This window comes from Streptomyces durocortorensis (assembly GCF_031760065.1).
Lineage (GTDB): Bacteria > Actinomycetota > Actinomycetes > Streptomycetales > Streptomycetaceae > Streptomyces.
In genome coordinates this window covers 3232786-3245542 of the sequence record NZ_CP134500.1, presented here as the reverse complement: position 1 = coordinate 3245542, position 12757 = coordinate 3232786, and the positions used below count along the sequence as shown (strand labels likewise).

General features: G+C 71.6%; 12 protein-coding genes. 10 read left to right on the top strand and 2 right to left on the bottom strand.

The features are described from left to right. The first annotated feature begins 96 nt into the window (after positions 1-96). Positions 97-780, top strand: a complete 684-nt coding sequence (locus RI138_RS14240; RefSeq protein WP_311120212.1) for a GntR family transcriptional regulator — start codon at positions 97-99, stop codon at positions 778-780. Positions 781-967: 187 nt separating this feature from the next. Further along, positions 968-1618, top strand: a complete 651-nt coding sequence (locus tag RI138_RS14235; protein ID WP_311120211.1) for a hypothetical protein — start codon at positions 968-970, stop codon at positions 1616-1618. 120 nt (positions 1619-1738) lie between these two features. On the opposite strand, the gene RI138_RS14230 is transcribed toward RI138_RS14235, so the two are convergent. Then, positions 1739-2560, bottom strand: coding sequence for an SLATT domain-containing protein (locus tag RI138_RS14230; RefSeq protein WP_311120210.1), 822 nt, complete (start codon positions 2558-2560; stop codon positions 1739-1741). Positions 2561-2858: 298 nt separating this feature from the next. Here RI138_RS14230 and RI138_RS14225 point away from each other — a divergent pair, with 298 nt between their 5' ends. The 8 genes from RI138_RS14225 (at position 2859) to RI138_RS14190 (ending at position 11719) form a co-directional block, all read left to right on the top strand. Then, entirely contained in the window at positions 2859-3203 is a 345-nt protein-coding gene (locus RI138_RS14225) for a YbaB/EbfC family nucleoid-associated protein (protein ID WP_073775674.1), read from the top strand. 94 nt (positions 3204-3297) lie between these two features. Continuing rightward, the gene (gene recR / locus RI138_RS14220; RefSeq protein ID WP_311120209.1) at positions 3298-3897 is read left to right on the top strand and encodes a recombination mediator RecR; all 600 of its coding nucleotides are present in this window, start codon (positions 3298-3300) and stop codon (positions 3895-3897) included. Positions 3898-3989: 92 nt separating this feature from the next. Then, the gene (locus tag RI138_RS14215; RefSeq protein WP_096622794.1) at positions 3990-4649 is read left to right on the top strand and encodes a DUF5063 domain-containing protein; all 660 of its coding nucleotides are present in this window, start codon (positions 3990-3992) and stop codon (positions 4647-4649) included. 179 nt (positions 4650-4828) lie between these two features. Then, positions 4829-6946, top strand: a complete 2118-nt coding sequence (locus RI138_RS14210; RefSeq protein ID WP_311120208.1) for a LamG domain-containing protein — start codon at positions 4829-4831, stop codon at positions 6944-6946. A 222-nt stretch (positions 6947-7168) separates the two neighbouring features. Then, positions 7169-8440: an aspartate kinase gene (locus RI138_RS14205; protein WP_311120207.1), complete on the top strand. Its 1272-nt coding sequence runs from the start codon at positions 7169-7171 to the stop codon at positions 8438-8440. Continuing rightward, a complete protein-coding gene (locus RI138_RS14200) occupies positions 8437-9510 on the top strand; it encodes an aspartate-semialdehyde dehydrogenase (RefSeq protein WP_311120206.1) in 1074 nt (357 codons plus the stop codon). The genes RI138_RS14205 and RI138_RS14200 overlap by 4 nt, the downstream gene beginning before the upstream one ends. Before the next feature lie 359 nt (positions 9511-9869). After that, positions 9870-10445, top strand: a complete 576-nt coding sequence (locus RI138_RS14195; RefSeq protein ID WP_096622802.1) for a SigE family RNA polymerase sigma factor — start codon at positions 9870-9872, stop codon at positions 10443-10445. After that, positions 10442-11719, top strand: a complete 1278-nt coding sequence (locus RI138_RS14190; RefSeq protein WP_311120205.1) for a hypothetical protein — start codon at positions 10442-10444, stop codon at positions 11717-11719. Before RI138_RS14195 ends, RI138_RS14190 begins: the two co-directional genes overlap by 4 nt. A gap of 42 nt (positions 11720-11761) precedes the next feature. On the opposite strand, the gene RI138_RS14185 is transcribed toward RI138_RS14190, so the two are convergent. Beyond that, positions 11762-12703 (bottom strand): SURF1 family protein, encoded by a 942-nt coding sequence (locus tag RI138_RS14185; protein WP_311120204.1) that lies wholly within the window; start codon positions 12701-12703, stop codon positions 11762-11764. Positions 12704-12757 lie beyond the last annotated feature (54 nt).

The following is a 12757-nucleotide window of genomic DNA, read 5'->3' as shown; positions in this document are numbered from 1 at the left end:
GGCCCTGGCTTAAGGTGACCCGAGCCTAAGGTGACTGACCCTGACCGGGAACGACCGGCCGAAGGGGATGAACAGGGATGAACGGGAGGAACCGGTATGGGTCCGAGTGGAGGTGTGACCCGCAGTACCCTGCGCCAGCAGATCGCCGACGCGCTGCGTGACGAGGTGCTCGCAGGGCGTCTTCCGCCGGGCCGGGAGTTCACGGTCAAGCAGATCGCCGTGCAGTACGGGGTCTCCGCGACGCCCGTCCGCGAGGCCCTGTTCGACCTCTCCGCGCAGGGGCTCCTCGCCTCCGACCAGCACCGGGGGTTCCAGGTCCGCGAGTTCAGCGTCGCCGACTACCGTGCGATGACCGAGGCCCGGGCCCTCGTCGTCGAGGGCCTTTTCCGCGACCCCGCTGCCCGGGTCGCGGTCCGGCCCGACAGTCTCGCCTCGATCCGGCGGCGGGCGGCGGAGGCGGTCCGCGCGGCGAAGGGCGGCGACCTGGACGTGCTGATCGGGTACGACCTGCGGTTCTGGCGGGAGCTGGGTCAGTTCGTGCTCAACCCCTACATCGCCGACTTCCTCACCAAACTCCGCGTCCAGGCCTGGATGTTCGCCGTGCACCGGCTGCGCGGCGAGAACGGTGAGGGCGCGGACGGGAGCGCCCTGTGGGACGGTCACGAGGAACTGGTCGAGGCCATCGCCCGGGGCGACCACGAGCAGGTCCACGCCACCCTGCACTCCTACTACGCGCACGCACTGGCCTGGGCGGACCGCCTGGAGGCGCAAGGGCGGTGAGCCCCGAGGGTCCTGCGAGCCTTGCGGGGTCCCGAGTCGGGCCCCGAGTCGGGCCGCGGGGCAAGCTCTGCACAGCCCTCCGGACAGCCCTCCGGTCTCTCCGTTCGCTCCGGGGCACTGTGCGTGAGGTTCCGCCCGCATTACGCTGTCCCGACGATCGCCCGAACCCGTTGGAGAGCGAGACTTCGTGGCCTGTGACCTGTGGCTGGTCCCCCTCGTCGACGTGCTGTGCCACAGCGCCGACAATCCCTTCGCCGAAGAGATCGCCGTCTACGACAAGGCGTTGAACGACGCGGGCCTGCCGCCCGTCCCCGTCTACGCGTACATGCCGGGCCTCACGGGAGACGTCGCCCCCGTGGCGGGCTTCGACTACGACGCCCTGCACTTTCTGCGCCGCGCCTATCTGCTCCAGCTGAGCGGCCTCGCCGTCACCCCGGTCGCCGGTCTCGACGGTGACTACGAGCAGTTGCTGGAGATGTTCGAACAGGGCGCGCAGCAGTCGCATCTGGTCTGGCACTACGACCACGCCGGGGCGTACGTCCCCGTGGACTTCCCGGCGCCGCTCTCCGACGACGCGCTCCTGGCGGGCGGCGGCCCGCTGGGCTCCGCGCACGGGCTGCTGCGGGAGCTGGAGTTCGTCGCCCCGTCCATCGGCATCGACCCGGCCAACCCCCCGGCCGCCCCGCAACCACCCGCGGGCCCCACGGCCCTGGAGCAGCCGGCGGACCCGATCCCCTGCGACGACAGCCCGTTCGCCCGGGAACGCCACGTGTGGCTGGGCCTCCACGCGGCGGCGACCCGCAGCCTGGCACAGGGCTCAATGATCATCTTCAGTTGACCGCAACGGGCGGGGGACCCGGCCCGTGCGCTTTACCTGCGGGCGGGGGCAGGGGGCGCCGAAATCCAGCCCGTCCGGCGATTGAGGCCCGGGGCCGGGGGCAGCGCCCCCGAAGCGACCTCACCGCGCCCCCGGCTCCGGCGGCCGCTGCCGCGGCATGTTCGGCCGGGCCGCCACCGACGGCATCGAGAACCGCCCCGGCACCGCCCCCGACTCCGCCCGTCCGCCCGCGCTTCCGGTGACCAGCGCCTGCATGCCCATCGGCGCGGGCCCGGCCCGGAACTCCACCATCCAGTCCGCCGTCTCCGACCGCACCAGCTCGGTGACGTCCTCGGAGAACCTCCGCAGCACCCCCAGACACCGCTCCGCCGCCTCGCTGGCCGTGCCCTCGGTCGGCCCGAGCATCTCCCGTACGCACTCCGAGGCCCAGTCGAACTGGAGCACCTGGAGCCGACGGTGCACGGCCTGGGCCGTGGCGAGGTTCCTTATCCAGCCGGAGGTGAGGCCGAAGTACCGGTCGCAGGCCATGCAGGCGGCGCCGAGGAGCAGTGACAGATAGCCCCACCCGGCCGAGCCGTTCAGCGCACCGGTCAGATCGAGCAGCGGGAGGGCCGCCCCGGCGATCACCCCGGCGGCGGTGCCCATTCGCAGGGCCCGCGCTCCCCGGCGCTTCCAGATCCGGTCCTTGAGGTACCAGTCGGCGGTGTCCAGGGCCCCGGCCTCGACCCAGCGGTACAGCTCGTCCAGCCGCTCGGCGGGCTCGCCCCAGTCGCCGAGCGGGAAGGGGCGTCCGGTCAGATCGCGCCCCCCGGCGCGGCCGGTGGCGCTGTCTGCGGTCCTGGCCCCGTTCCCGGTAGCGGAACTATCCGCTCCGTTCTCACCGGATCCCGCATCGGACTCCTTGCGGGGCGGCCCCTCGGGCTGCATCTCCGGCTGACTCACCGGGGCACTCCTCTGCACTCTGACGGACGGGACGGCTCCCGTGGTGTAACTCTGCGTCACTGAATATGTGCGCTCGTGCGCCGTTGCGCATGCCCTTCCTACCGCCGAATGGTGGGCTGGGGGGCCGAAATCGCGGGATTCCCGCCTGGGCGGGGCCGCTGGTCAGGTATAGGAGCCCTCACGGCGGTTCTGGAATCTCACCCGAAAGAGTTGGTCACCGGTGGGTGGAGCGCGGCGACCGGGGAGCACGTAGGCTCGGCATACCGAAACATTTGTCGTCGAAATGCCAGGAGTGACCGTGATTCCCGGTGGTGGCCAGCCCAATATGCAGCAGTTGCTCCAGCAGGCCCAGAAGATGCAGCAGGATCTCGCCGCGGCCCAGGAGGAACTGGCCAGGACCGAGGTCGAAGGACAGGCGGGCGGCGGCCTCGTGAAGGCCACCGTGACCGGCTCCGGCGAACTGCGCGCCCTGGTGATCGACCCGAAGGCGGTGGACCCGGAGGACACGGAGACGCTCGCCGATCTCGTCGTCGCGGCCGTCCAGGCGGCCAACGAGAACGCGCAGGCGTTGCAGCAGGAGAAGCTCGGCCCGCTGGCGCAGGGCCTGGGCGGCGGTGGCGGCATCCCCGGCCTGCCGTTCTGACGCCGTTCTGACCGGACTCCCAGGGGTCCGGGCCCTACTGGTACCGACCCGTACCCACTACGGTACGGAGCAGGAAGCGAAGAAAGGCGTTCCGTTGTACGAAGGCGTTGTTCAGGACCTCATCGACGAACTGGGCAGGCTGCCCGGCGTCGGTCCCAAGAGCGCGCAGCGGATCGCCTTTCACGTCCTTCAGGCCGAGCCCACGGACGTACGCCGGCTCGCCCACGCCCTCCTGGAGGTCAAGGACAAGGTCCGGTTCTGCGCCGTGTGCGGCAATGTCGCGCAGCAGGAGCAGTGCGGGATCTGCCGGGATCCGCGCCGCGACGTGAGCGTCATCTGCGTCGTCGAGGAGCCCAAGGATGTCGTGGCGATCGAGCGGACGCGTGAGTTCCGGGGTCGCTACCACGTTCTGGGCGGGGCGATCAGCCCCATCGAGGGAGTGGGCCCGGACGATCTGCGCATCCGTGAGCTGCTGGCCCGGCTCGCGGACGGCTCCATCACGGAGCTGATCCTCGCGACCGACCCCAACCTGGAGGGCGAGGCCACCGCGACGTATCTGGCGCGGATGGTCAAGCCGATGGGCCTGAAGGTGACCCGGCTGGCCAGCGGTCTGCCGGTCGGCGGCGATCTGGAGTACGCCGACGAGGTCACTCTGGGCCGCGCGTTCGAGGGGAGGCGGCTGCTGGATGTCTGACCCCGCGGCGGTACGCCCCCGATCCCGGCCCCGCACTTACGCACTGTCGTCCGCTTCACCGTCTGTGACCGCGCCCACGGGAGGTCCCCTCGATGTCTGACGCCACGCTGAACTCCGTCACGCAGGACCCGGGCGACTTCGCCGTCCAGATCGCGGACCAGATCAAGACGTTCATCGTCGCGGTCACCGAGGTGTCCAGGGTCGAGGAGCCGGAGGAAGCCGTTCCGGTGCTTCTCCTCCAGGTCTCGCAGCTCCTGCTCGCGGGCGGCCGCCTCGGTGCGTACGAGGACGTCCTGCCCGACGAGCGCTACGAACCGGACCTCGGCGCGGAGCCGGACGCGGACGGCCTGCGCGAGCGGTTCGCGGCGCTCCTGGAGCCGATCGACGTCTACTCCGAGGTCTTCGACCCGTACGAGCCCCGCAAGGCCCCCGTCCCGCACCGCATCTCCGACGACCTCGCCGACCTGGTCACCGACCTCGGCCACGGCCTGGCCCACTACGAGGCCGACCGCACGGCCGAGGCGCTGTGGTGGTGGCAGTTCTCGTACTTCTCCAACTGGGGCTCCACCGCCTCCGCCACGCTGCGCGCCCTCCAGTCCCTGGTCGCCCACATCCGCCTGGGCCAGCCCCTGGAGGAACTGGACGGCCTGGACACCGACCAGGACCCGGGCGAGGAGGACCTCGCCGAGGAGGCGGGCCGCGTGATGCTGGAGGAGATCGCGGGGCCTCTGGGGCTGCGGCCGGTGAAGTAGCCCCTGCTCCCGGCCGTCGACCTCCCGGCCGTCGACGCGGAGCCCGTCTCCGTGGACTGAGCTGCCCGTTCTCCCGCGCACCGGCCCGATATTCATGGCGGGCCGACGGACCTGATTGTTAATCTCCCCCAGCCCTTGATCACTGATCTTCGAGGGCTGAACAGGGGAGGGGAACGCGCATGACGGGACGTACCGGACATGGACGAGCGAGACGGGCGGCCACCGCGGTGGTGATCGCCGCCGGGACGGTGCTGGCGACGCCGGGCACCGTACTGGCGGCAGTGGGCGGGCTCCCGCCGAAGCAGCCGCTGGTCGCCGATCTGAAGACGGGCGGCGCGGCGTGCGTCTCCGGCGAGGACCGTCCGTACGTGATGAACGTTCCGCAGGTGACGGCCCGGTTGTACGGCCCCGGCGGCGGCCAGTCCGGTGAAGTGGGCCGGGTCCGGGGCGAGTTCGAGGCGTGGTGGCAGGGCGAGGGCGGCGCCGAGGAGCGGGTGACCCTGACCACCGCAATGAAGGGCGACACCGCCCCGTTCAGCTGGCAGCTGCCGAGCACCGTTCCCGACGGCACCGTCGTGTCCTGGCGGGTGCGCGCCGCCAACGACGACGGGGCATCGGCCTGGAGCAGCGAAGGGGCGGGCGCGCCCTGCGAGTTCGTCTACGACCGCACCCTGCCCGACGCCCCGGCCGTCACCTCCGCCGACTACCCGGACGACGACGTCTGGCGGCCCGGTGTCGGTGTCCGGGGGACCTTCCATGTCACGGCGCAGGCCGAGGACGTCGTCTCCTACGCCTACTCCTTCATCGGCGGGCCGCAGAAGACCGTCGAGGCCGGGCCAGACGGATCGGCCGAGATCCGTTTCCTGCCGGAGCGGACCGGCCGGCAGACCCTCTCCGTGCAGGCGCAGGACCGGGCGGGCAACCGTGGTCCGCGCACCGACCACACGTTCCTGATCGGCGCGGGGCCCGCCCCGGTGGCGCAGTGGAAGCTCGCCGACGCGGCGGGCTCCCGCTCGGCCGCCGCGGAGACCGGCACCCCGGCCCGGGCGGGCAAGGGCGTCACGTTCGGCGCGCCCGCGCCCTCCGGCACCCCGCTCACCTCCACCGCCTCGCTCGACGGATCGGGCCACGGCTTCCTGACCCCGGGCGCCCCGGTCGTCGTCGACACCGCGAAGGACTTCGCGGTGGGCGGCTGGGTGCGTCCGGAGCGCGTGGACGGCGCCCGTACGGTCCTCTCGCAGGACGCGGGCACGGCACGCGCCTTCACGCTGGGCCTGACCCAGGCGGGCTCCGGGCCCGCCTGGTCGTTCTCCGTCGGCGGCGCGAAGGTCACGGGCGGGCTGCCCGAGACCGGCGGCTGGGCCCATGTGCTCGGCCAGTACGACGCGGAGACCGGCACGGCCCGGCTGTACGTGAACGGCCGCGCGGTAGGCGAGGAGACGGCCGCCGTCCCCGTGGCGGGCGAGGGCGACTTCCAGATCGGCCGGGCGCGCGGGGCGCGGGGCTACCGGGACCGCTGGCAGGGCGAGATCGGTGACGTACGGGCGTACGACCGGATCGTCGTGCCGGACGAGCTGACGGCCCTCGCCACCCGTGCCGCGCGGCAGCTCGGCCACTGGGCGCTCGACACCGCGCCGGACGGCCTCGCCCCGGAGACGGGCGGGGGAGCACCACTGAAGCTGGGCGCCGGGGCCTCGGTCTTCCGCCTCGACGAGCCGTGCGACCCGCTGGACCTGGAGTGCTCCCAGGACTGGCCGCTGGAGGGGGACGGTCACCTCCGCCTCGACGGCGTCTCGGGCCACGCCGCCACGGACGCGCCCGTCGTCGACACCACGGGGAGCTTCACCGTCAGCGCCCGCGTCCGGCTCGCCGACGACGACCCGGCGGCGCCGATGACGGCGATCTCCCAGGGCGGCGAGCACGGCGACGCCTTCAAGGTGCGCTTCGACCCGGAGAACTCCAGCTGGGACCTGGTGATGTCGCACGCCGACGAGCCGGGTGCGCCGGAGACCGTGCTCAGCCGGATCGAGTGGCCCGACGGCGGCATGGGGGCGGGCCACCGGGTGACCGTGGTCCATGACGCCTCCGCGAAGCAGGTGTCGTTCTACCTCGACGGGGTGAAGTACGCGGAGGGCGGCACGGCGGACTTCGACGCCGCCTGGAAGAGCACGGGCGGGCTCCAGCTCGGCCGGGGCCGCACGGCCGACGGGTGGGGCGAGCAGCTGCGTGGCGTGGTGGACAGCGTGTACGCCTACGCGGGTGTGCTGTCCGAGACGGAGATCCAGCAGTTGCCGTAGCGGTAAGTGTCCCGGCTCGCGCTTTCCGTGCGGAAGGTGTGGGCTGGGACACAAACGGGAGTGCTCCGGGGCCTACGGGGCAACAGCCCCCTACGAGCGGTTCGGAACGACACGCCGTACCGGGTGATGAGCGGGACATCTCATCATCTGGTATGGACGGGTCGATTCCGGGCTGCTCGTTAAACTGAGCCGACCGCAGTAATGACTGAGCGAGGAGCGCACGTGGGCCTTGTCGTGCAGAAGTACGGAGGCTCCTCCGTAGCCGATGCCGAGGGCATCAAGCGGGTCGCCAAGCGAGTCGTCGACGCCAAGAGGAACGGCAACCAGGTGGTTGTCGTGGTGTCCGCGATGGGCGACACGACGGACGAGTTGATAGACCTCGCCGAGCAGGTGTCTCCGATGCCTACCGGCCGTGAATTCGACATGCTGCTGACCGCCGGTGAGCGGATCTCCATGGCCCTGCTGGCGATGGCGATCAAAAACCTGGGCCACGAGGCCCAGTCGTTCACGGGCAGCCAGGCCGGTGTCATCACCGACTCGGTCCACAACAAAGCGCGCATCATCGACGTCACGCCGGGCCGCATCCGGACCTCGATCGACGAGGGCAACATCGCCATCGTCGCCGGGTTCCAGGGCGTGAGCCAGGAGGGCAAGAACATCACCACCCTCGGCCGCGGCGGGTCGGACACGACCGCCGTCGCGCTGGCCGCCGCGCTGGACGCCGAGGTCTGTGAGATCTACACCGACGTCGACGGCGTCTTCACCGCGGACCCCCGGGTCGTGAAGAAGGCGAAGAAGATCGACTGGATCTCCTTCGAGGACATGCTGGAGCTGGCCGCGTCCGGCTCCAAGGTGCTGCTGCACCGCTGCGTCGAGTACGCACGCCGTTACAACATCCCGATCCACGTCCGCTCGTCCTTCTCCGGACTGCGCGGAACCTGGGTCAGCAACGAGCCGCAAGGGGACCAGAAGGTGGAGCACGCGATCATCTCCGGAGTCGCCCATGACGTCTCGGAGGCCAAGGTCACCGTCGTCGGCGTCCCGGACAAGCCGGGCGAGGCGGCCGCGATCTTCCGCGCCATCGCGGACGCCGAGGTCAACATCGACATGGTGGTGCAGAACGTCTCCGCCGCGTCGACCGGCCTGACGGACATCTCCTTCACCCTGCCCAAGGCCGAGGGCCGCAAGGCCATCGACGCCCTGGAGCGGACCAAGGCCGCCATCGGCTTCGACTCGCTCCGCTACGACGACCAGATCGCCAAGATCTCCCTCGTCGGCGCGGGCATGAAGACCAACCCGGGTGTCACGGCGGGCTTCTTCGAGGCGCTGTCCGACGCGGGCGTCAACATCGAGCTGATCTCGACCTCCGAGATCCGTATCTCGGTGGTCACCCGCGCCGACGACGTCAACGAGGCCGTGCGCGCCGTGCACACCGCCTTCGGGCTCGACAGCGACTCCGACGAGGCCGTCGTCTACGGAGGCACCGGCCGATGACCGAGCACCGCCCTTCGCTCGCGGTCGTCGGTGCGACCGGGGCGATCGGCGGTGTCATGCTCCGGATTCTCTCGCAGCACGCGGATGTCTGGGGCGAGGTCAGACTCGTCGCCTCGCCGCGCTCGGCCGGCCGCAAGCTGGTCGTGCGCGGCGAGGAGAGCGAGGTGCTCGCGCTCGCCGAGGACGTGTTCGAGGGCATCGACGTGGCCCTCTTCCTGGTGCCGGACGAGGTGTCCGCCCGCTGGGCCCCGATCGCCGCCGCCAAGGGAGCCGTCGTCGTCGACGACTCGGCGGCCTTCCGGCTCGACGACGATGTGCCGCTGGTCGTCCCGGAGGTCAACGCCCATGCCGCCCGGCTCCGGCCGCGCGGCATCGTCGCGTCCCCGAACTGCACCACCCTGTCGCTGATCGTCGCGGTCGGCGCGCTGCACGCCGAGTTCGGACTGCGCGAGCTGATCGTCTCCTCCTACCAGGCGGTCAGCGGCGCGGGCCGGGACGGCGTCGCCGCCCTGCGCGAACAGCTCTCCTTGGTGGCCGGTACGGAGCTGGGCACCCAGCCCGGCGACGTACGCCGCGCCCTGGGGGACCGGGAGGGTGCGGCCGGGAGCCCGTTCGCCGCCCCCGTCGCGCTGAACGTCGTGCCGTGGGCCGGTACGGATGCCGGGGACGGCTGGTCCTCCGAGGAGATCGCCATCCGCCAGGAGTGCCGCAAGGTCCTGGGGCTGCCCGATCTGAAGACCACCGCTACCTGCGTGTACGTTCCCGTCGTCGCGACCCACTCGATGTCCGTCCACGCCCGCTTCGAGAACGAGGTGGCCGTCGACCGGGCCCACGAGATCCTCGCTACCGCACCCGGCGTGGTGCTGTTCGACAGCCCGGCCTCCGGGGATTTCCCGACCCCGTCCGATGTGGTGGGCACCGACCCCACCTGGGTGGGCCGGGTCCGGCGCTCGATGGACGATCCGCACGCCCTGGAAATGTTCCTTTGCGGAGACAATCTCCGAAAAGGTGCCGCTTTGAATGTGGCGCAGATCGCTGAATCCGTGGCTGCTGAATTTCCCCGAGGATGATCGAACCTGTTTTGTAGGATCTGTGAACGCTCTATGAGCAATTTGCTGGTCTGAACCTCTTGAGCTGGGGCGTTGTCATATCCGACGATGATCTCCCGGCCCTCTGCAACCGCATGTCGGCTGGGCGGCGTCTAAGTCGTCACTTCTTGCGTGGCCGGACGCTATTACGGGGCATTTGGGGAAGAGCGGGTACGTATGAGGGCATGTCGCACAGAGCTGAACGTGGCGCGGTCCGCGTACAACCCTGACGGGGGGCAGCGTGTCCAACAGGCGTGGCAGAGGTTCTCGACATCACAGTGGTGGGCCCGTTGCGAGGCGCGTCCGTGCGTCCGCTCCGGCGGCCCCGCGCGCCCGGCGGTATGCCGGTGATCGCGCCCATGCCCGCCGCGCGACCGGCCCAACTGCCCGCGCAGCGCGTGGGTGCTGACGAGACGGTGGCAGCTGGAACCACGGTCGACCATCTCACCGAGACCTACCGCGCCCACTACCGCTCCCTGCTCGGCCTCGCCGCCCTCCTGCTGGACGACACCGCGTCCTGCGAGGACGTGGTGCAGGAGGCGTTCATCCGCGTGCACTCCGCTCGCAACCGGGTCCGTGAGCCCGAGAAGACCCTGGCCTACCTCCGCCAGACCGTCGTCAACCTCTCGCGCTCCGCGCTGCGCCGCCGCATCCTCGGGCTGAAGCTGCTCTCCAAGCCGATGCCGGACATGGCGAGCGCGGAGGAGGGCGCGTACGACCAGTTGGAGCGGGACGCGCTGATCAAGGCCATGAAAGGGCTCCAGCGGCGCCAGCGCGAGGTGCTCGTGCTGCGCTACTTCGCGGACATGACGGAGGCCCAGGTCGCCGAGACGCTGGGCATCTCACTGGGGTCGGTCAAGGCGTACGGTTCCCGGGGCATCGCGGCGCTGCGCGTCGTGATGGAGGCCCAGACATGAGCCGGCCCGACTTCCGGCCCGAGCGCAGGCACGAGAATGACCCGACGGGAAACGGAATGGTGAACGACGGGCCGGAGACGACTCCGCACAACGATCCGGAGCGCCCGCACGCCGCGAGCGCGGAGCCCGAGCAGAGCGAGCTTCCGGAACCGGCTCCGGCCACGCGGTCGGCCGAGGAGCGCGCCGGCGGCGGGAGCGGCCCGGGCTCAGTGGCCGAACTCTTCGCCGGGCGACGCGGCGCATCCGCTCGGGACGAGCGCGCCGAGCCGGAGGAGCTGGACGAGGTCGCCCTGCGTCGGCTGCTCCAGGGGGCAGTGGGGCAGCTCGAACCCTCCGAGGGGACCCTCGACCGTCTGCACCGAGCCGTCCCCGCGCGCCGGGCCAAGCGGCGGCAGGCCGTCGTCGGAGCGGCCGCGGCGGCCCTGCTGATCGGCACCGCCGTCCCCGCCTTCGTCCACGTCGCCGCCTCCGACAGCTCGTCCACCGCCGCCCCCGCCATCGCCGGACACGGCGAGCAGGCCCAGGGCGGCAACGGGGCCGATACGGGCCCCGCGGAGCGCGGCGATGTCGCAGTGGCGCCCACGGAGCGCCAGAGCGAGGGCGGTGTCGGCGAGCCCGACCCGCCCCGGAGCCCCTCCCCGGGCCTGGGCAGCGATCCGGACGCCACCGCGACCGGCGGCGAGGTGCCCGGCTCCCCGCGCACCGGGCTCGCGGCCCTGCCCGTCTGCGACCCGGGTCAGCTCGGCGTCGCCTCGGCGGGGACCGACGCGCCGGACGCCGACGGCACGGTCTACGGCAGCTTCAAGATCGCCAACATGTCCCGCTCGGAATGCGCGGTCAGCAGCAACGGCACCGTCGGCTTCACCGCCCTCGGCGCGGCGGACCCGCTCAAGATCGACGTGATCCAGCACGCGGCGGGCGACGCGGCCCCCGGCCTGCCCGACCCCTCGAAGGAGCCGGGCACGGTGCGGCTGAAGCCGTCCATGGCGTACGAGGTGAAGTTCGCCTGGGTGCCGACGGACACCTGTCCGACCGTGGGTCCCTCACCGAGCCCCACCCCGTCGGCGGACGGCGCGGGCGGGTCCGTGAGCGAGGGCTCCGGCCAGTCCGGCACGGACACCCAGTCCCTGCGCGAGGACGACGGCGGGGGCACGGCAGAGGGCAGCGTCACCGTGACGCACACCCCGGAGACGGGCGCGCCCACCGCGGAGACGAAGATCCCCAACGCCTGCTCCGGCACGATCTACCGCACAGGCCTCCTCGCCACGTCCTAGGCCTGGGCCGTAGACGGCCTCGCGGTCGTCCCGGGACAGCCCTTAGGCCTCCGACGATTCCCGGGCCTTCGGGGCCGCGCCCTCCGGGGACTCCAGGGAATCCGAGGGCCCCGGGACCGACGAGGCCTTCACGGCCTTCACGGCCTCCTCGGCCGACGGGTCCTCCGGCGCCGGGCCGCCTTCCGAACCCGGCCCGTCCTCCGTCTCCGGGACGAGGCCGAGCGCTACGTCGCGGACGGCCTCGGCCTCGCGGCGGACCAGCCGGAACCACATGAAGAGCACGAACCCGGCGAAGACGAACCACTCGCCCGTGTACCCCAGGTTCTGGAAGGCCTTGAGGTCGAGGCCACTGCCCTGCGGGGCCGCCGCGGGCACCGGCTTCATCGCGCCGCCCGTGCCGGTCGCGCCGCCCGCCTCGGCCTCGGGAAGCGTCACCCACGCGTCATACACGTCGTACGGGACGAGGTTCACCAGGGTCGCGGCGCTGATCATGCCGAGCTGGCCCTCGGGCAGCCCGCCCCGCGCGTTGACGCCGTCGCTGTTGATGTTCTCGGACGCCTGGAGGTCGCCGGTCACCGTGACCTCGCCCTCCGGCGCTGCAGGCACCCGGGCGCCGCTCGCGGAACCGGGCAGCCACCCCCGTACGACCGGAAGGGCCTTGCCGCTGTCCGTACGCAGCATGTTCAGGACGTAGAAGCCCTGGCGGTCGTCCAGCTCACGGCCCGGCACCAGGAACTGGTCGGCGTACGTCCCCGTGGCGATGGCCGGGCGGCCGGACGTCACCTTGTCGACCGGCAGCAGCTCGTCCAGCGGTTCGGCGGCCCGGGTGCTCGGGTCGGGCTGCTTCGTCGCCTGCTCGTGCGACTGCACACGGTCCTCGAAGCGGCCGAGCTGCCAGGTGCCCATGAACACGCAGAACGGGATGGCCAGCACGACGAAGAGGTTGATCCCCCACCATCGCGGGGTCAGCAGGAACCGGTACACCCCTCCAAGGTACGGTTCCCCGCTCCGGTACCCCGGAGCGGGGTCCGCCTACGC